General features: G+C 41.8%; 20 protein-coding genes and 2 other annotated features. All 20 genes read right to left on the bottom strand.

Annotated features, from left to right (window positions below; all coding sequences use genetic code 11):
* Positions 1-12: 12 nt before the first annotated feature.
* The 20 genes from rpoB to disA all read right to left on the bottom strand — a co-directional run bounded on the left by rpoB (position 13) and on the right by disA (position 18,391).
* The gene (gene rpoB / locus ACCB35_RS00690; RefSeq protein WP_044340518.1) at positions 13-3,570 is read right to left on the bottom strand and encodes a DNA-directed RNA polymerase subunit beta; all 3,558 of its coding nucleotides are present in this window, start codon (positions 3,568-3,570) and stop codon (positions 13-15) included.
* 232 nt (positions 3,571-3,802) lie between these two features.
* Entirely contained in the window at positions 3,803-4,411 is a 609-nt protein-coding gene (locus ACCB35_RS00685) for a class I SAM-dependent methyltransferase (RefSeq protein WP_374056920.1), read from the bottom strand.
* A gap of 156 nt (positions 4,412-4,567) precedes the next feature.
* Entirely contained in the window at positions 4,568-4,927 is a 360-nt protein-coding gene (gene rplL, locus ACCB35_RS00680; RefSeq protein ID WP_044340516.1) for a 50S ribosomal protein L7/L12, read from the bottom strand.
* Between the two features lie 57 nt (positions 4,928-4,984).
* Positions 4,985-5,485 (bottom strand): 50S ribosomal protein L10, encoded by a 501-nt coding sequence (rplJ, locus tag ACCB35_RS00675; protein ID WP_044340515.1) that lies wholly within the window; start codon positions 5,483-5,485, stop codon positions 4,985-4,987.
* Between the two features lie 42 nt (positions 5,486-5,527).
* Positions 5,528-5,672: a sequence feature (ribosomal protein L10 leader region), on the bottom strand.
* Positions 5,673-5,723: 51 nt separating this feature from the next.
* Positions 5,724-6,470: a 50S ribosomal protein L1 gene (gene rplA, locus ACCB35_RS00670; protein WP_299746265.1), complete on the bottom strand. Its 747-nt coding sequence runs from the start codon at positions 6,468-6,470 to the stop codon at positions 5,724-5,726.
* Positions 6,471-6,550: 80 nt separating this feature from the next.
* Positions 6,551-6,976 carry a 50S ribosomal protein L11 gene (rplK, locus tag ACCB35_RS00665; RefSeq protein ID WP_032085258.1) on the bottom strand — a complete coding sequence of 142 codons (426 nt, stop codon included), beginning with the start codon at positions 6,974-6,976 and terminating at the stop codon, positions 6,551-6,553.
* A gap of 176 nt (positions 6,977-7,152) precedes the next feature.
* Positions 7,153-7,686: a transcription termination/antitermination protein NusG gene (gene nusG, locus ACCB35_RS00660; protein ID WP_044340514.1), complete on the bottom strand. Its 534-nt coding sequence runs from the start codon at positions 7,684-7,686 to the stop codon at positions 7,153-7,155.
* Between the two features lie 170 nt (positions 7,687-7,856).
* Positions 7,857-8,036, bottom strand: coding sequence for a preprotein translocase subunit SecE (gene secE, locus ACCB35_RS00655; RefSeq protein ID WP_044340513.1), 180 nt, complete (start codon positions 8,034-8,036; stop codon positions 7,857-7,859).
* A gap of 48 nt (positions 8,037-8,084) precedes the next feature.
* Positions 8,085-8,231: a 50S ribosomal protein L33 gene (rpmG, locus tag ACCB35_RS00650; RefSeq protein WP_079534455.1), complete on the bottom strand. Its 147-nt coding sequence runs from the start codon at positions 8,229-8,231 to the stop codon at positions 8,085-8,087.
* A 72-nt stretch (positions 8,232-8,303) separates the two neighbouring features.
* The gene (sigH, locus tag ACCB35_RS00645; RefSeq protein ID WP_374056919.1) at positions 8,304-8,948 is read right to left on the bottom strand and encodes an RNA polymerase sporulation sigma factor SigH; all 645 of its coding nucleotides are present in this window, start codon (positions 8,946-8,948) and stop codon (positions 8,304-8,306) included.
* Between the two features lie 77 nt (positions 8,949-9,025).
* A complete protein-coding gene (locus tag ACCB35_RS00640; RefSeq protein WP_044340511.1) occupies positions 9,026-9,535 on the bottom strand; it encodes an NYN domain-containing protein in 510 nt (169 codons plus the stop codon).
* 5 nt (positions 9,536-9,540) lie between these two features.
* On the bottom strand, positions 9,541-10,284 hold the full coding sequence (gene rlmB, locus ACCB35_RS00635; protein ID WP_374055395.1) for a 23S rRNA (guanosine(2251)-2'-O)-methyltransferase RlmB: 744 nt from the start codon (positions 10,282-10,284) through the stop codon (positions 9,541-9,543).
* The gene (locus tag ACCB35_RS00630; protein ID WP_374055394.1) at positions 10,281-10,706 is read right to left on the bottom strand and encodes a Mini-ribonuclease 3; all 426 of its coding nucleotides are present in this window, start codon (positions 10,704-10,706) and stop codon (positions 10,281-10,283) included. Before ACCB35_RS00630 ends, rlmB begins: the two co-directional genes overlap by 4 nt.
* Entirely contained in the window at positions 10,706-12,106 is a 1,401-nt protein-coding gene (gene cysS / locus ACCB35_RS00625) for a cysteine--tRNA ligase (RefSeq protein ID WP_374055393.1), read from the bottom strand. Before cysS ends, ACCB35_RS00630 begins: the two co-directional genes overlap by 1 nt.
* Positions 12,103-12,753, bottom strand: a complete 651-nt coding sequence (gene cysE / locus ACCB35_RS00620) for a serine O-acetyltransferase (protein ID WP_044340507.1) — start codon at positions 12,751-12,753, stop codon at positions 12,103-12,105. Before cysE ends, cysS begins: the two co-directional genes overlap by 4 nt.
* A 202-nt stretch (positions 12,754-12,955) precedes the next feature.
* Positions 12,956-13,175 (bottom strand) — a binding site (T-box leader).
* Between the two features lie 43 nt (positions 13,176-13,218).
* Entirely contained in the window at positions 13,219-14,676 is a 1,458-nt protein-coding gene (gltX, locus tag ACCB35_RS00615) for a glutamate--tRNA ligase (protein WP_374055392.1), read from the bottom strand.
* An 87-nt stretch (positions 14,677-14,763) separates the two neighbouring features.
* A complete protein-coding gene (gene ispF / locus ACCB35_RS00610) occupies positions 14,764-15,240 on the bottom strand; it encodes a 2-C-methyl-D-erythritol 2,4-cyclodiphosphate synthase (RefSeq protein WP_374055391.1) in 477 nt (158 codons plus the stop codon).
* Entirely contained in the window at positions 15,233-15,937 is a 705-nt protein-coding gene (ispD, locus tag ACCB35_RS00605) for a 2-C-methyl-D-erythritol 4-phosphate cytidylyltransferase (protein WP_374055390.1), read from the bottom strand. Before ispD ends, ispF begins: the two co-directional genes overlap by 8 nt.
* Positions 15,938-16,011: 74 nt before the next feature.
* The gene (locus ACCB35_RS00600) at positions 16,012-17,103 is read right to left on the bottom strand and encodes a PIN/TRAM domain-containing protein (RefSeq protein WP_374055389.1); all 1,092 of its coding nucleotides are present in this window, start codon (positions 17,101-17,103) and stop codon (positions 16,012-16,014) included.
* A 214-nt stretch (positions 17,104-17,317) separates the two neighbouring features.
* Positions 17,318-18,391 (bottom strand): DNA integrity scanning diadenylate cyclase DisA, encoded by a 1,074-nt coding sequence (disA, locus tag ACCB35_RS00595; protein WP_044340502.1) that lies wholly within the window; start codon positions 18,389-18,391, stop codon positions 17,318-17,320.
* Between the last annotated feature and the right edge of the window lie 3 nt (positions 18,392-18,394).

Below are 18,394 nucleotides of genomic sequence, written 5' to 3'. Positions count from 1 at the left end.
ATTGCTCTAAATTTATTCTTTTGACCCAACTGTCTCGGATTCTTGTGCATTAGATTCAGAGATATTTAGCGTGTCTGCTTGTTGTACTTCTTCTTCATCCTCTAAGTCACGCATTTCGATTTCTTCTTCGTTACTAGAGAGGATCTTAACATCCATACCTAAACTTTGAAGTTCTTTGATCAGAACCTTGAATGATTCCGGAACACCAGGTTCAGGTACATTTTCACCTTTGACAATGGCTTCGTATGTCTTCACACGACCCACAACATCATCAGACTTAACTGTTAGAATTTCTTGTAGAGTGTAAGCAGCACCGTATGCTTCAAGTGCCCATACCTCCATCTCACCGAAACGCTGTCCACCGAATTGTGCTTTACCACCGAGTGGCTGCTGCGTAACAAGTGAATAAGGACCAGTTGAACGAGCGTGAAGTTTATCATCGACCATGTGAGCAAGCTTGATCATATACATGATACCAACTGATACACGATTATCAAAAGGTTCACCTGTTCTACCATCATAAAGAACTGTTTTCGCATCACGTGCCATACCTGCTTCTTCGATGGTTGCCCATACGTCTTCCTCTCGCGCTCCATCAAATACCGGTGAAGCGACATGAACACCAAGATATCTTGCTGCCATACCTAAGTGAAGCTCCAACACCTGTCCGATATTCATACGAGATGGTACCCCTAGTGGGTTCAACATGATATCGATTGGTGTACCGTCTGGTAAGAACGGCATGTCTTCTTCAGGAAGAATTCTTGAGATAACACCCTTATTACCGTGACGACCAGCCATTTTGTCACCTTCAGAAATCTTACGCTTCTGAACGATGTATACACGAACAAGCTGGTTTACACCTGGAGGCAATTCGTCGCCGTCTTCACGATTGAAGACTTTAACATCAAGGATGATTCCTCCACCACCATGTGGTACACGAAGAGATGTATCCCGGACTTCTCGAGCCTTCTCACCGAAGATTGCATGTAATAAGCGTTCTTCAGCAGTCAACTCCGTTACACCTTTAGGCGTTACTTTACCAACAAGCAGGTCGCCGTCTTTCACTTCAGCACCGATGCGGATGATTCCACGTTCATCAAGATTGCGAAGTGCATCTTCACCAACGTTAGGAATATCACGAGTGATTTCTTCAGGTCCTAATTTCGTATCACGGGATTCAGACTCATATTCTTCAATATGAATAGAAGTATATACATCGTCTTTCACAAGACGTTCACTCATGATGATCGCATCTTCATAGTTGTAACCGTCCCAAGTCATGAATCCAACCATTACGTTACGACCTAAGGCGAGTTCACCTTTTTCCATTGAAGGACCATCAGCAAGGATTTCCCCTTTAACTACACGGTCGCCTTCACTTACGATCGGACGTTGGTTGTAACATGTTCCCTGGTTAGAACGGATGAATTTTTGCATACGATATTTATCGAGGTCACCTTTTACTTCTTGACCGTCGATTTCTTTCACACGACGCACCCAAACTTGTTTCGCTTCAACCTTTTCTACAATACCTTCATATTTACAAATCACGGCTGCACCAGAATCTTTAGCAGATACGTGCTCCATACCCGTTCCGACAATCGGTGATTCCGGATTCATTAAAGGTACTGCTTGACGTTGCATGTTCGCTCCCATAAGAGCACGGTTAGAGTCATCGTTCTCTAAGAAAGGAATACATGCTGTCGCAGCTGATACTACTTGTTTAGGAGATACATCCATGTAGTCAAGACGTTCACGCTTAATGACCGTGTTCTCACCACGGAAACGGGCGATGACTTCTTCATCAAGGAATGCACCGTCATCACCTAGACGTGCGTTCGCCTGTGCCACTACATAGTTATCTTCTTCGTCTGCTGTCAAGTAATCGATACGATCGGTCACTTTCCCTGTATCAGGGTCAACTCGACGATACGGCGTTTCGATAAAGCCGAATTTATTCACTTTCGCAAATGAAGAAAGTGAGTTGATCAGTCCGATGTTTGGTCCCTCAGGAGTTTCAATCGGACACATACGACCATAGTGGGAATAATGTACGTCACGCACTTCGAATCCTGCACGTTCACGCGTTAATCCACCAGGTCCTAAAGCAGAAAGACGACGTTTGTGCGTTAATTCTGCAAGAGGATTCGTTTGATCCATAAATTGAGACAATTGAGAGCTTCCAAAGAACTCTTTAATTGAAGCGATAACCGGTCGGATGTTGATCAGTTGTTGAGGCGTAATCGTGTTCGTGTCCTGGATGGACATTCTTTCACGAACTACACGCTCCATACGTGATAAACCGATACGGAATTGGTTTTGCAGCAATTCACCAACCGAACGTAAACGACGGTTTCCTAAATGGTCAATATCATCCGTCAATCCTACTCCATGTAATAAATTAAAGAAGTAAGAAATAGAGGAAATGATATCTGCAGGTGTAATGTACTTAACCTCTTCTTCAACATAAGCGTTGCTAATTACATTGATCTCCATTTCTCCCTCTTCGTTAGGAGAATAGATTTTGATAGATTGAAGAACTACGTCTTCTTCTAACACGCCGCCGGACTGTTGGTAGTTTTTAAATCCAATGCCGTTTTCTAAATAAGGAATGACCTTATCCAGCGCGCGACGATCAAGAACCGTGCCCTTCTCTGCAAGAATCTCGCCCGTTTCCGGATCTGCTAGAGTTTCTGCTAGAGTTTGACCGAATAAACGGTTCTTAATGTGAAGCTTTTTGTTCATTTTGTAACGTCCAACGTTTGCTAAGTCATAACGCTTAGGATCAAAGAAACGAGAAACGAGTAAACTTTTAGCATTTTCTACTGTAGGAGGCTCTCCTGGACGCAGACGCTCGTAAATCTCGAGCAATGCCTTGTCGATACCTTCCGTGTTGTCTTTCTCGAGCGTGTTACGAATGTACTCATTATCACCGATCAAATCGATGATTTCTTGATCAGAGCCAAACCCAAGGGCACGTAAAAGAACCGTTACCGGTAGTTTGCGAGTTCGATCAATTCGCACATATACAACATCTTTCGCATCTGTTTCATACTCAAGCCAAGCTCCGCGGTTTGGTATAACGGTAGCAGTAAACCCTTTCTTTCCGTTCTTATCTACTTTTCCGCTAAAGTAAACACTAGGTGAACGTACTAACTGAGATACGATAACACGCTCAGCACCATTAATGACAAAAGTACCTGTGTCTGTCATTAATGGGAAATCACCCATAAATACGTCTTGATCTTTTACTTCTCCTGTTTCCTTGTTCACAAGACGGACTTTCACTCTAAGCGGTGCAGAGTAAGTAACATCTCTTTCCTTTGATTCTTCCACCGAGTACTTTGGCTCTCCCAGACTATAATCAATAAATTCCAAAGAGAGATTACCAGTGAAGTCCTCAATCGGAGAAATGTCACGGAACATTTCTCTTAACCCCTCATCAAGAAACCATTGATACGAGGAAGTTTGAATTTCGATTAAATTCGGTAATTCTAAAACTTCACTGATACGCGCAAAACTTCTGCGTTGGCGGTGTCGTCCATACTGAACTAGTTGACCTGTCAACTGATTCACCCCTCAAATCAAGCGTTTTGGTTGTGTCTATATGCCTTAAAGTAGGAATGCTACTCTACACAAGACAAAAAGAAAAAGGGTTTTAATGATAAAACCTCATTTTCAAATGACGAACTATTATTTTATAATCTTTTCCAATTTATCCAATATGTATACATATGGACATAATACCGGAAAATAATATTTTTGCATTTTATAATGTTATCATAGCAGCAAAGCTACGTCAACGGATTTCTTTTACCGATTTCAAGATGTAGTAACCCTTTCTTCTAGCTGCGATTTCTACATTTGAAAACAATTCTTCCATTTTATCCATGGCAGATGGAGCACCTTGTTTCTTCTGAATAACGACCCACAATTCACCATTCTCCTTCAGATAGTCATAACTGGTTTCAAGAATCGAATGAACCGTTTCTTTCCCTGCCCGGATCGGCGGGTTTGTTAAAATGGCCGCAAATTCCGTTTCAACAACATTCGTAAATCTGTCGCTTTGATAGATGGTCACGTTTTGAACTTTGTTCTCTCTAGCATTTTCTTTCGCTAAAGATAACGCTCTTTCATTTACATCAATCATGTGAACCTTACGATCATCATTGTCTTTAGCTAAAGACAATCCGATCGGGCCATACCCACAACCGACATCAAGTAACGGACCTGTTACGTCAGGTAATTCAAACGTTTCGATTAAAACTCTTGAACCAAAGTCAACTTCCTTCTTCGAGAATACACCTTGGTCCGTTTTGAAACGGAACCCATGTCCTCTTAACTCAAAGGCAATTGTTTGGGGGTTGCTCTCTACATCAGGGTTATGAGAATAATAGTGATCGGTCATTATATCATCTCCATCCATTCTTACATCACGTCTATTTACCATCATTCCCGAAAAGGCTCTGATGATAACAGACGAACAATCCATGTTTATATTCTGTTAGAAGCCAGACAAGAAAAAAGCCCGCCAAATATAGCGAGCTTTTCATCTATACAATCATTACTTAACTTCTACGCCAGCTCCAACTTCTTCAAGTTTAGCTTTAAGTTCTTCAGCTTCCTCTTTAGAAATACCTTCTTTAAGAGCTTTAGGAGTGTTATCAACCATTTCTTTCGCTTCTTTAAGTCCAAGACCTGTGATTTCACGAACAACTTTGATAACTTTGATTTTTTGAGCTCCAGCGCTCTCAAGGATTACGTCGAATTCAGTTTTTTCAGCAGCAGCTTCTGCTCCGCCACCAGCTACAGCTACAGGTGCAGCAGCAGTTACTCCGAATTCTTCTTCGATTGCTTTAACTAGATCATTTAATTCAAGAACTGACATTTCTTTAATCGCGTCAATGATTTGCTCTTTACTCATTTTAAATTTCCTCCTTGTATTGTATGCTTGTTTTTTATTTAAACGACTTGCTTTAACTTACGCGCCTTGCTCTTCTTTTTGATCTGCAACGGCTTTTGTTGCCAATGCAAAGTTGCGCATTGGTGCTTGAAGCACGCTGAGTAACATAGAAAGAAGTCCTTCGCGGCTTGGAAGTTCAGCAATTGCTTTAACATCCTCAACTGAAGTGATTGTTCCTTCAATGACACCCGCTTTAATTTCAAGCGCTTCGTGTTCTTTAGCAAAGCTGTTAAGAATCTTTGCAGGTGCAACTACTTCTTCACTGCTGAACGCGATCGCGTTAGGACCAGTTAGGAATTCGTTTAACCCTTCAAGACCAGCTTCTTCTGCAGCACGACGAACCATAGTGTTTTTGTACACTTTGAAGTCGATGCCAGCTTCACGAAGTTGTTTACGAAGCTCAGTTACTTCGGAAACATCCAGGCCACGGTAATCTACAATGATTGTAGATACACTGTTTTTTAGCTTGTCAGAGATTTCTCCAACGATATGTTTCTTTTGTTCTAGAATGCTGCTCATCATTACACCTCCTGTAGATTGACTGATGAACATTTATACCGTCATCCAATAAAAAATGCCCTTATATCAAGGTAGACATAAGGGCATTGCAAACACGCTATAAGCGGTTATTTTATCGCAATTACCTCGGCAGGGCATTAAGCTCGGAATGAGCACCTACTGTCTACGGTACAAATGTATTCGTTTTTTAACAACAGAACTAATTATAATCATTAGTTCTTAGTAAGTCAATACCAAATTATGCCTTAACTGCGAAAGTTGAAGGATCGACTTTAACGCCAGGTCCCATTGTAGAAGTTACAGAAACGTTTTTCATGTAAGTTCCTTTTGCAGCAGCAGGTTTAACTTTAAGCATTGTTTCATACATTGTAGCAAAGTTTTCAACAAGCTTCTCGTTGTCGAATGAAATCTTTCCAACAGGAACGTGTACGTTACCTGATTTGTCAGCACGGTATTCAACTTTACCTGCTTTGATTTCATTGACAGCTTTAGTTACGTCGAATGTAACTGTTCCAGTTTTAGGGTTTGGCATTAAACCTTTAGGTCCTAATACACGACCAAGTTTACCAACTTCACCCATCATGTCCGGAGTTGCTACGATTACGTCGAACTCGAACCAACCTTGGTTGATTTTGTTGATAAGCTCCGCATCACCTACGAAATCAGCGCCAGCAGCTTCTGCTTCTTTTGCTTTATCGCCTTTAGCGAATACAAGAACTTTTTGTGTTTTACCAGTTCCGTGTGGAAGTACAACTGCTCCACGGATTTGCTGGTCATTCTTACGAGTATCTACACCTAAGCGGAACGCTACTTCGATCGTTGCGTCAAACTTAGCGAAGTTTGTTTTCTTTACTAATTCGATTGCTTCTTCAACTGAGTAAGCTGTAGTACGATCTACAAGCTTTTGAGCTTCAAGAAACTTTTTGCCTTTTTTTGCCATTTTAAATTTCCTCCTATATGTGGTTTTAGCGGAATAACCTCCCACGAAATAAGGTTGCGAGTGAAACGTACATTTCATCATCGCAACCTCGTTCAACAGGAACTTTCACTTTAACGAAGCAGGGATTAGTCTTCGATGACGATACCCATGCTGCGCGCAGTTCCTTCTACCATGCGCATAGCTGATTCAACACTAGCTGCATTTAAGTCAGGCATTTTTGTTTCAGCAATTTCACGTACTTTGTCGCGTTTAAGTGTTGCCACTTTCTTGCTGTTTGGTTCGCCTGAACCAGACTCGATACCAGCTGCTTTTTTAAGTAAAACTGCAGCGGGTGGAGTTTTTGTGATGAATGTAAATGAACGGTCTTCAAATACCGTAATTTCAACAGGAATGATTAAGCCAGCTTGATCTGCTGTACGAGCATTGAATTCCTTACAGAATCCCATGATGTTAACACCTGCTTGACCTAGTGCAGGACCAACTGGTGGAGCTGGATTAGCTTTACCGGCAGGAATCTGCAATTTAACCATTTTAATAACTTTTTTAGCCACGAGACACACCTCCTTAAGTCCGTGATGTGGTTATTGGGTTTTTCACCCTCCCACTCATGTAAAAAATGTCTTTATCAACATAAAGAACGTCTATTAGTTTCAGTATCTCTTTAGTGGAGACGCACTGACTTATGAAATAGTACCATTTTTTCAGAATGATTTCAAGTTCTTTTCCATTATAATTTATCAATTTGGGAGAAATCCAGTTCTACCGGGGTATCTCTGCCAAACATATTAACATGAACTTTCACTTTTGCTTTCGCATTATCTATCTCTTCAATCGATCCAGTAAAGTTCGCAAACGGTCCTTCGTTCACCTTTACCGTTTCTCCCAATTCGAAGTCGATCTCTACCTTTTTCTCTGTCATACCCATTTGCTTCAGAAGATTTGTCACTTCTTCGGGTAATAACGGAGTAGGCTTCGAACCGGAACCTGATGAACCGACAAACCCGGTAACTCCAGGCGTGTTACGAACAACATACCAGGAATCATCCGTCATGACGATTTCCACGATCACATAACCAGGGAATACCTTCTTCTTAACGACTTTTTTCTTACCGTTCTTGAAATCTGTTTCTTCTTCTTCAGGTACGATCACGCGGAAGATTTTGTCTTGCATCCCCATCGATTCAACACGTTTCTCAAGGTTTGCTTTAACCTTGTTCTCATATCCTGAATAAGTATGAACTACATACCAATTTTTCTCCATTTAATAGGACTAAACGTCCGTCCCTCCTCGCTATTTAAGAATACTAATCCGCCTTTTTTCTCCAAATGAAAAAACCCGTAAAAAGATAACGGGCTCTAAGGTCATGTACTCTATTAACATTCATTATACCATGATTTCACGGTATATATACAACTAATTCTATGTTTCTCTTACTTAGAACCAATGATCAATCGCATAAGTTCTGAGATTCCCAGGTCAATGACGGCAAAGAATAGGGCAACAAATACTACCGTCGTAATAACCGTAATCGTATAGCGTGTTAACTCTTTACGTTTAGGCCAGCTGACCTTTCTCATTTCCGATGCAACATTGCGAAAGAATTTAAACATCCGTTTGTAACCTCCAACTAATATCAATACGCAAGACTTGGTGCTTCACTATTTTGTTTCTTTGTGTAGGGTGTGAGCATTACATGTATTACAGAATTTCTTTAATTCTAATCGAACTGCTTGATTACGATTACCCGGTACACTATAATTCCTGGAACCACACACCGTACAAGCAAGTATTAATTTAGTAGTCATATATTCCACCTGTACTATCCATAGTAAGTCCTATCAAAAATAACACGACCACCAATTTGTGTCAATATGACTTTACATCGTTATTTCGCGAACTTCCAAGTATCGTTCGAGCTTTCTTTTCACTCGCTGCAAGGCATTGTCGATGGATTTCACATGGCGGTTCAGTTCTTCGGAGATCTCCTGATAAGATTGACCGTCTAAATAGAGAGCCAGTACTTTCCTCTCAAGATCACTTAATAACTGGGCCATCTTGTCTTCCATATTATCGAATTCCTCGCGATTGATAATCAGCGCTTCCGGATCCATTACTTTCGCACCTGAAATAACATCTAAGAGCGTTCGGTCAGACTCGTCGTCATAAATAGGTTTATCCAATGAAACATATGAGTTGAGCGGTATATGCTTCTGTCTGGTGGCTGTCTTGATGGCTGTAATGATTTGTCTCGTGATACATAGCTCTGCAAACGCTTTAAAAGAAGTGAGCTTGTCCTCCTTATAATCACGTATCGCCTTGTATAATCCAATCATACCCTCCTGGACGATATCTTCCTTATCGGCTCCAATCAAAAAATACGAGCGGGCTTTTGCTCTTACAAAATTACGATATTTCCTGATCAAAAAATCTAGCGCTTCGCTGTGACCCTGATGGACGGCTTCTATTATCTCTTCATCATCCATGCCTTCTAATCGATTATCAAATGCTTCTGTCCTGGTGATATTGCTCACACACATCCCCCCGCGCAAAACAATAGATAGAAATATTATACATTACAGAAAATTCAATCGTCAACCTCTCATTGTTCCCCACGGCGCCATTTTTCGAAAATTTCAGCAACTTCATCTGACAATTGGATTTTGGAAGCCGGCCTTTTATCACTTGAATTCCGCACTTTTCTTTCGATCTTTTTTTCGATGACTTTTACTTCTGTATGCAGCTCCCTAGCTGATTTACGAAGGGCTCCCTGGCCAAAGATTGCCCACTGCTCGGTAAAATCAGAAGTGGCTACATGGATTTGTGTTTTAATATTACTTAACTCAATCGCTAATTTTTCAATTCGTTCATCCGCTGTTTCATTTTCTTTCGTGAAAATGACCTCTACCTTATAATTTTTATATTTACGGGCAATTCCCTGAACGTAATAAGCATCAAACACGACAATCACGCGGTAGCCAGTATATCCTTGATATTCTGCCATTTGTTCAACAAGGCGGTCTCTTGCTGCGGCTAAATCTTTATGTTTCAATTCATTCAGCTCCGACCAGGCACCTATTATGTTATAGCCATCCACAAGGAGAATGTCCATCTCCGCTATTCTCCCAGCGGGTGGCGTTTTCGATAAACCTCATACATTAAAATACTAGCTGCCACCGAAGCGTTTAATGATGTTACATGACCGATCATTGGCAACTGAACAAGGAAATCACATTTGTCTCTGAGTATACGGCTCATCCCTTTTCCTTCGCTTCCGATAATTAAACCGATAGGCAGGGTACCATCCAATTGGCGGAAGTCCTGCTTTCCTTTCGCATCCGTACCCGCCACCCATACGCCACGCTCTTTCAACTCATCTACCGCTCTCGACAGATTGGTTACACGTGCGACGGGAATGTGCTCAATGGCACCGGTGGAGGCTTTGGCTACTGTTGACGTAAGTCCCACTGCTCTCCTCTTCGGAATAATGATTCCATGGGCACCTGCCGCATCCGCTGTTCTCATGATCGAGCCAAGGTTATGCGGGTCCTCTAATTCATCAAGGATAATAATAAAAGGGTCTTCTCCTTTTTGCTTGGCTCTATGAAACAAGTCATCGATTTCTGCATACTGATAAGCAGCTACAGAAGCCACGACCCCTTGATGATTTTCAGGTACCATCTGTTCAATCTTCTTCTTGGGAACGTATTGAACCATCACATTCGATTCCTTTGCAAGTCCGACAATTTGCTGGATGGACCCTTTCTGGGAACCTTCTGCGATCCAAATCTTATTGATATCCCTTCCTGACTTCAATGCTTCCATAACGGGATTTCTACCCCCGATAAAATCTTTACTCATCCCTGCTCCTCCTTTCCTGCCTGGGCTTGTTCAAAAATAATCTTCAATAGTTCCTCTAATCGCTCAGTTCGATTAAGTAAGAACAAATATCCAATCAGAGCCTCAAAAGCAGTGCTGTGTTTATACGTTTGTACATCTGTGTTTTTTGGAGTTGTCCCTGATTTTGCGTTGCGGCCGCGCTTTACGATCGATATCTCTTCTTCTGTTAAGAACTCCTGATCGAACAACGTTCTGAGAATGGCCGCTTGGGCTTTAGCAGACACATACTTAGTCGCCGCTCTGTGCAGCTGATTCGGTTTGATCTTTCCTTTCGTTAAGAGGAGCTGCCGTACATATGTTTCATATACAGCATCCCCCATATAAGCCAGTGCAAGTGCATTGATCTGTTTAGCATCAATTTGTTCATTTATCTCATACAGCATTAAGACCCTCTTTTCCAGCGAGTGCCTTGAGGAGTATCTTCCAAGATGATATTCATCCCTTTTAACGTTTCACGAATTTCATCTGCTAATTGGAAGTTGCGATCTTTACGTGCCTGGATTCGTCTTTCGATCAATTCTTCCACTTCTTCATCCAGTAGTTCCGCTTCCCGGAGGCTTAGTCCGAGGACAGAGAAGAAATCCTCGAATCGGTGTAAGAACGTATCAATCACTTCTGTGGACGTATTCTTTTCCATTAAATAATAATTGGCTTGCCTTGATAATTCGAATAAGACGGAAATTCCGTTGGCTGTATTAAAATCATCATCCATTTCCGTAATGAACTGCCCTTTTAACTCAGCAATTTTGTCCAGCCATTCCTGGTTGTTCTCCGTTAAGTCCGTACTGGACTCTTTGCGGTGCTTCAAATTCTCATAAGCTGTCTTAATACGATCTAAAGCAGCTTCTGCGTTTTGAAGAAGCTCTAAATTGTAGTTGATCGGATGACGGTAGTGGACAGATAGCATAAAGAAACGAAGCACCTGTGGATCTTGTTCTTTAATAATGTCGTGAACCAATACAAAATTCCCCAGTGATTTAGACATTTTCTCATTATCGATATTAATATATCCATTATGCATCCAGTACTTTGCAAATGGCTTACCAGTAAGTGCTTCTGATTGAGCGATTTCATTCTCATGGTGAGGGAATGTTAGATCCTGCCCTCCAGCGTGAATGTCAATGGTCTCCCCCAAATAGCGTCTTGCCATGGCGGAGCACTCAATATGCCAGCCGGGACGACCTTCTCCCCAGGGACTTTCCCACGATATTTCCCCTGCTTTCGCTGCTTTCCATAATACGAAATCAAGAGCATCTTCTTTTTTGTCCCCTACATCAATGCGGGCACCTGCTTTAAGCTCATCGATCGGCTGATGAGACAGTTTACCGTAGCCATCAAATTTTCTTGTACGATAATAAACGTCCCCTTGAGATTCATACGCATACCCTTTTTCAACAAGAGCCGAAATAAAATCAATGATGGTATCAATATTGTCTGTTACAGTCGGATGAACATCCGCTTTCTTACAGCCAAGCGCTCCCGTATCTTCAAAATAAGCTTCAATAAAGCGCTGGGCAACAGTCGGAACATCCACTCCAAGTTCCTTTGCCGCTCTTATTAATTTATCATCCACATCTGTGAAGTTAGAGACAAAATGAACATCATAGCCCCTGTATTCCAAATAGCGTCTCACCGTATCGAAGACAATGGCAGGGCGGGCGTTTCCTATATGAATATAGTTATAAACCGTCGGCCCGCACACATACATTTTGACTTTACCCTCTTCTAGGGGTATGAATTCCTCTTTTTGCCTTGTCAGTGTGTTATATAAACGAATCGTCAATATGATCGACTCCTTCCCTCATATTCCCTTAATAATGATTTCAACTCATTCACTTCTTTTTCCAGTTGCTTCATGCGGTCGTTCATCGGATCCGGGAGATCACAGTGATTCAGGTCCTTCTGTATCTTCACTCCGTCTTGAATGACCACCTTCCCCGGGATACCGACTACGGTTGAGTTGGGAGGAACATCTTTTAGGACAACGGACCCTGCCCCTACCTTAGAATTTTCCCCAACTACGATGGATCCTAATACTTTCGCACCCGTAGCAATCAGCGCATTATCCTGGATCGTCGGGTGACGCTTCCCTTTTTCTTTCCCGGTTCCACCGAGGGTGACCCCTTGGAAGAGCGTGACATTATCTCCGATTTCACACGTCTCACCAATCACCACACCCATACCATGATCGATGAAAAAACGACGTCCGATCTTAGCACCGGGGTGAATCTCCACTCCTGTAAAGAAGCGGCTGACCTGTGAAATGACCCGTGCAATGAAAAAGAATTTACGTTTAAAAAATGCATGAGCAATGCGATGCGCCCAAATGGCATGAAGACCCGAATACGTGAGGATGACCTCCACATAATTCCTCGCAGCCGGATCCTGATCAAACACGACCTCTATATCTTCCTTAAACGACTTAAACATCTTATCCCCCCTTCATTAAAAAAACCAAAGCGCAGGCGGCTTGGTCAGGCCCGACAAGCATAAGATGAATGGGCCGGGAAGGCGTTTTTTGCCTTCCTGGACCATTTAGCTTATGACCTCGAGGGCCTAGCCGCTGGAGCTGGATAAACCAAAGCGCAGGCGGCTTGGTCAGACAATAAAAAAACGCCCCTGTCAATATAATGACAGAGACGCATAGGCAGCGCGGTTCCACTCTGATTGAGAAGATAACTCCTTCTCCAACTCGAATCCTGTTAACGGTAGGAAGCCGCCTTTACCTACTATATTTCAGTAACGGGCTCTGAGGTGCATTTCAGAATCGGAGGGGCTTAAACCACTTTCAGCCGGTGATGGTTCTCTCTTCTAAGCATCCTTTTCTTACTTCTCCTCATCAACGCGATATCATTTAGTGTGATACTCTTACTATATTACATTTCCTTCAAAATGTTAACCTAAAAGACTTTGCAGACGATGTTTAACTGTATCTTTCCCTAAAAGCTCGATTGCATTCGGTAATTCAGGACCATGAGTCTGACCAGTGACGGCTACACGGATCGGCATGAACAGCTTCTTTCCTTTATGACCCGTAGACTTTTGGACCGCTTTAATGGATGATTTAATTTCTGCTGCTTCATAATTTTCAAGAGCTTCTATTTCATTTAAGAAGGCTTGAAGAACTTCAGGAACCTGCTCTTCTTCCAGTACCGCTTTTGCATCCTCATCATATTCGAGGTCCGTCTTGAAGAACATTTCAGACAGCTCCACGATTTCAGCACCGAAACTCATTTGCTCCTGGTATAAAGAAATGACGCGACTCGCCCATTCACGCTGCTCATCAGACATATTCTCTTCTACTTTACCAGCACTGATTAAGTGAGGAAGTGATAACTCCACCACTTGCTCTAATTCTAAATTCTTCATGTACTGATTGTTCATCCATGTTAGCTTCTGGTTATCAAACAGGGCAGAAGAAGTAGATAAACGCTCGGGATCAAAGATTTCAATAAACTCATCTTTAGAAAATATTTCTTCTTCTCCTTTTGGAGACCAGCCAAGTAGGGCAATGAAGTTGAATAAAGCTTCCGGTAAATAGCCTAATGCTTCATATTGCTCGATGAACTGAATGATACTTTCATCACGCTTACTCAGCTTCTTGCGGCTTTCATTAACGATTAAAGTCATATGCCCGTATACAGGCGCTTCCCATCCAAGAGCTTCAAAAATCATCAATTGCTTTGGTGTATTGGAAATATGATCTTCCCCGCGTAGAACGTGTGAAATTTTCATCAGATAATCATCTACTGCAACGGCAAAGTTATATGTTGGTGTACCGTCTTTTTTCGCAATGACAAAGTCACCGATTCCGTCTGATTCAAATGCCACATCTTCTTTCACGATATCATTGAAAGAATATACTTTTCCTGCAGGCACACGGAATCGAATGCTTGGTTGACGCCCTTCTGCAGCTAATCTTTCTTGATCTTCTTTTGTCAGGTTACGGCATTTACCGGAATATCGGGGCATTTGGCCTGATGCTGATTGAGCTTCACGTTCAGCTTCCAGCTCTTCTTCGGTACAGTAGCATTTATAAGCTTGTCCGCTTTCTAACAGCTCATTTAAATACTGCTCATAAATATGGTTACGCTCTGATTGGCGATAAGGGCCATAGTCACCAGGCTTATCTACGCTTTCGTCCCAATCAATTCCAAGCCATTGAAGATATTTAAGCTGACTTTCTTCTCCGCCTTCAATATTACGTTTCTTATCCGTGTCTTCAATACGGATGATGAACTTTCCACCTACACTGCGGGCGTATAAATAATTAAATAAAGCGGTTCGTGCATTACCTATATGTAAATGGCCCGTTGGACTCGGGGCATAACGGACGCGTACTTCTTTTGTCATTTGATTTCCTCCTCTTTGTATACCTGCTTTAAAGTCTCTGACCTATTTTAACACCGTTATGTAAGGGAATAAAGCGAATTTGTCCCCTTACTTCTTTTTGATCAACACGGTTGTTTGCGAAGCAATCCCTTCGCCTCTTCCTGTAAAACCAAGCTTCTCTGAGGTTGTGGCTTTCACGTTCACTTGGGAAATATCCGCTTCTAATAAAGTTGCGATGCTTTGTCTCATTTCATCGATATAAGGAGCCATCTTTGGTTTCTGAGCAATGATCGTGCAATCGATATTGCCTAATTCATAGCCTTCCTCTTTCACAAGGGCCCATACATGCTCGAGAAGCTTTGCTGAATCTGCATCCTTGAACTCAGGATCTGTGTCTGGAAAATGCTTGCCGATATCCCCTGCAGCAATAGCCCCCAAACATGCATCCGCTACAGCATGTAATAATACATCTGCATCTGAATGACCTAATAAGCCTTTTTCATATGGTATCGTTATGCCTCCCATAATAAGAGGTCTATCTTCCACTAATTGATGAACATCAAATCCTTGTCCGATCCTAAACATGTTTGTCTCCTCCACTCATTTCCTCTTGCTTCTTCAAAATGGCCTCAGCAAAATATAAGTCCTCAGGTGTTGTCAGTTTAATATTGTCATAATCACTCTCCACAACAGCAACCTCAACATCCATTCTTTCTACTAGAGAAGCATCGTCTGTTCCAAGGAAACCATCCTGCTCCGCTTCCCTGTGTGCTCTTTTCAACAATGAAACACGAAAAGCTTGTGGAGTTTGAACCATCCACAAGCTTGAGCGTTCAATCGTTTCCTCGACTTCTCCATCCAGCACTTTTTTGATTGTATCTTTAACAGGAACAGCGGCAATGGAGGCCCCTGTTGATTGAGTTTTTTCTACTAATTGGTGAATCGTGGATTCTTTAATAAATGGTCTTGCTCCGTCGTGTACAAGAACAATTTCATGATCAACCTCAAGCAATGCATTGTATACACTATGCTGTCTTTCTTCCCCGCCATCTACAAGCTTAACAACCTTCGTAATGCCGAAGCGTTCAAGCAAACTTTCGAACACATCTCGTTCCGATGGATGAATCGCTAAATAGATACCCTGACAATGGGCATCATCTTCAAACACACGCAATGTATGAATAATGACTGGACAGCTATTCAACTCAAGGAGCAGTTTGTTCTTGCCAGCTTTCATTCGTTTCCCTTGTCCTGCAGCCGGAATGACAACTTCATATTCCATACGATAACTCCTTTAACTCGAGTAATACTAATTATTATACCTCACTGAATCAATAGAGTCAGGGCAAAGATTACTTATAAAGCTTTTTCTAATTGCTTCGGCTTCGCAAAGATCATTCGACCTGCAGATGTTTGAAGAACTGACGTTACAAGTACATCGATGTACTTGCCGATATAATTGCGTCCCTCTTCCACGACGATCATCGTACCGTCATCGAGATAGGCAATCCCTTGATTATGCTCTTTACCGTCTTTGATTACCTGAACTTTCAATTCTTCCCCAGGTAATACAACTGGCTTAACGGCGTTTGCCAAGTCATTGATATTTAATACTTGTACACCTTGAAGATCGCATACTTTATTCAAGTTGAAATCATTCGTTACAACGATCCCATTCGTAAGCTTCGCTAATTTCACAAGCTTCGAATCAACTTCCTGAATTTCCTCAAAGTCACCTTCATAAATCTGAACCTCTACAGGCAGCTCCTTTTGAATACGATTCAGGATATCAAGCCCGCGACGTCCACGGTTTCGTTTCAACACGTCTGAAGAATCCGCAATATGCTGGAGCTCCTCCAGCACAAACTGTGGAATCACGACAATTCCTTCTAAGAATCCAGTTTGACAGATATCAGCGATACGACCATCGATAATCACACTCGTATCCAGTATCTTCAGGGTTTTCACACCCGCTTCATCAGAATCTTCGTCAGTCCCTTTTTTCTTACCCCTATTTGACGTACCGAAAAGACTGACAAGTTCATCCCTTTTCTTAAAGCCGACCTGAAATCCTAAATATCCAAGAAGCAACGTTAACAGAATCGGAACCACTGTGTTGACAATCGGAATCTCCATTTGATTGAAAGGAATCCCAAACAAATACGCAACAAAAAGACCGATAATAAGACCTAAACTGCCAAATAACAGATCCGTTACTGGAGCTTTTACTAAACTATCTTCAAACCACTTGACGAAATTGACGACATACTCGACTGCCCAAAACGTAAGAATATAAAAAATAATGGCACCAAATATAGCAGTCATATAAGGGTTATTAATTAAAGGAATGTCTGATAAATTTATGACGGTAAATAATTCGGGAAGCAGAAATATCCCTAGTGTCCCCCCGACGATAAGGAAGCACGCTTGAACGATTCTTTTTAACATTCCCTCACCTCCTCCTATTCATTATAAACAATTTACTATTTTTGAAACGTATTAGCCCTTGAAAAATTAAATTTTAATCAAAAGGAAACCATTTTGATATAAAAATCCCATTTTAATAGAGTCCTCTATGAAAGGCTAACATGCCTCATTACAAACTGTCAATTTTTTGAAAAAACCTATATTGTATCATATCTGGACATCCGTGACCACATACCTATAGCTGTCGATCGGCAAAAGTCTGCTCCTTGATCAGTTTCAGCCCCTCTTTAATCTTTCTGGCCCTTACTTCTCCAATTCCCTCTACTTCATCCAAATCATCTACTGAAGCACTCACCACATGAGGAAGGGTTTCAAACCTTGTAATCAGATTTTCAATGATCACAATCGGTAAACGGGGGATCTTATTCAACACGCGATAGCCCCTTGGGAAAATGGCATCATCATGATGAACATATCCATGGTATCCTAATAACTTTAATAGAACATTATCCTCTAACACTTCTGAATGCACAAGCTCCTGGAATTTATAAAGAAGTTCAAACGGCTTGATATTTCTCTCTTGGGAATAATCCCTGATAATCAACATCGCTTCATCTTCGATATCCGCCAATAGCTCATTCATTTGTAAACGGATCAGCCTGCCCTCGACCCCCAACTCGCTTAGATAGGTTAATAACTCATTCTTAATCCGTAAAACCATCTCGAATCGATGAAGAACCTGCAGTAAGTCACTTTGTGTCACAAGCTCCTCAAACTCCAAAACCGATAGATTAGAGATACTCTGATCGAGAACCACTTTATACTTCTCCAAAGTCTGAATCGCCTGGTTCGCCTTCGTTAAGATGACAGAGATATCTTTTAAAGCATATCGGAAATTCCCTTGATACAACGTGATCACGTTCCTACGTTGCGAAATAGCAATGACAAGGGCATTGGTTTGTCTCGCAACCCGCTCCGCCGTGCGGTGTCTCATTCCCGTTTCCGTAGACGGAACGTACACATCGGGAGCCAACTGAGCGTTTGCCAAAATAATCTTCGTACCCGCTTCGTTCAGGATGATGGCCCCATCCATTTTGGCCAGCTCATACAGATAGCTAGGAGAAAAAGCACAATTGATATGAAATCCGCCATCCAGTACAGATTTCACCTTATCATTATAGCCAACGACAATCAGTCCTCCCGTATTGGCTCTCAGCACATTATCGATGCCATCTCTTATCGGAGCACCTGGAGCAACAAATTGCAATATATCCGACATGGACTTTTCTCTTGCCTTCTTATCTTCCATTTC

Origin of the sequence: Rossellomorea sp. FM04394, from assembly GCF_041889765.1 — a bacterium.
GTDB classification, from domain to species: domain Bacteria; phylum Bacillota; class Bacilli; order Bacillales; family Bacillaceae_B; genus Rossellomorea; species Rossellomorea aquimaris_B.
Note: the sequence above shows the minus strand (reverse complement) of the source record. Positions and strands in the feature narration are given on the sequence as shown.

Excerpts from the sequence above, each read along its gene's own strand:
- ACCB35_RS00685 (WP_374056920.1), bottom strand. The coding sequence starts at position 4,411 with ATGACCGATCACTATTATTCTCATAACCCTGATGTAGAGAGCAACCCC.
- rplL (WP_044340516.1), bottom strand. The coding sequence starts at position 4,927 with ATGAGTAAAGAGCAAATCATTGACGCGATTAAAGAAATGTCAGTTCTT.
- rplJ (WP_044340515.1), bottom strand. The coding sequence starts at position 5,485 with ATGAGCAGCATTCTAGAACAAAAGAAACATATCGTTGGAGAAATCTCT.
- nusG (WP_044340514.1), bottom strand. The coding sequence starts at position 7,686 with ATGGAGAAAAATTGGTATGTAGTTCATACTTATTCAGGATATGAGAAC.
- secE (WP_044340513.1), bottom strand. The coding sequence starts at position 8,036 with ATGTTTAAATTCTTTCGCAATGTTGCATCGGAAATGAGAAAGGTCAGC.
- rpmG (WP_079534455.1), bottom strand. The coding sequence starts at position 8,231 with ATGACTACTAAATTAATACTTGCTTGTACGGTGTGTGGTTCCAGGAAT.
- ACCB35_RS00640 (WP_044340511.1), bottom strand. The coding sequence starts at position 9,535 with ATGGACATTCTCCTTGTGGATGGCTATAACATAATAGGTGCCTGGTCG.
- rlmB (WP_374055395.1), bottom strand. The coding sequence starts at position 10,284 with ATGAGTAAAGATTTTATCGGGGGTAGAAATCCCGTTATGGAAGCATTG.
- ACCB35_RS00630 (WP_374055394.1), bottom strand. The coding sequence starts at position 10,706 with ATGCTGTATGAGATAAATGAACAAATTGATGCTAAACAGATCAATGCA.
- cysE (WP_044340507.1), bottom strand. The coding sequence starts at position 12,753 with ATGTTTAAGTCGTTTAAGGAAGATATAGAGGTCGTGTTTGATCAGGAT.
- gltX (WP_374055392.1), bottom strand. The coding sequence starts at position 14,676 with ATGACAAAAGAAGTACGCGTCCGTTATGCCCCGAGTCCAACGGGCCAT.
- ispF (WP_374055391.1), bottom strand. The coding sequence starts at position 15,240 with ATGTTTAGGATCGGACAAGGATTTGATGTTCATCAATTAGTGGAAGAT.
- ispD (WP_374055390.1), bottom strand. The coding sequence starts at position 15,937 with ATGGAATATGAAGTTGTCATTCCGGCTGCAGGACAAGGGAAACGAATG.
- ACCB35_RS00600 (WP_374055389.1), bottom strand. The coding sequence starts at position 17,103 with ATGTTAAAAAGAATCGTTCAAGCGTGCTTCCTTATCGTCGGGGGGACA.
- disA (WP_044340502.1), bottom strand. The coding sequence starts at position 18,391 with ATGGAAGATAAGAAGGCAAGAGAAAAGTCCATGTCGGATATATTGCAA.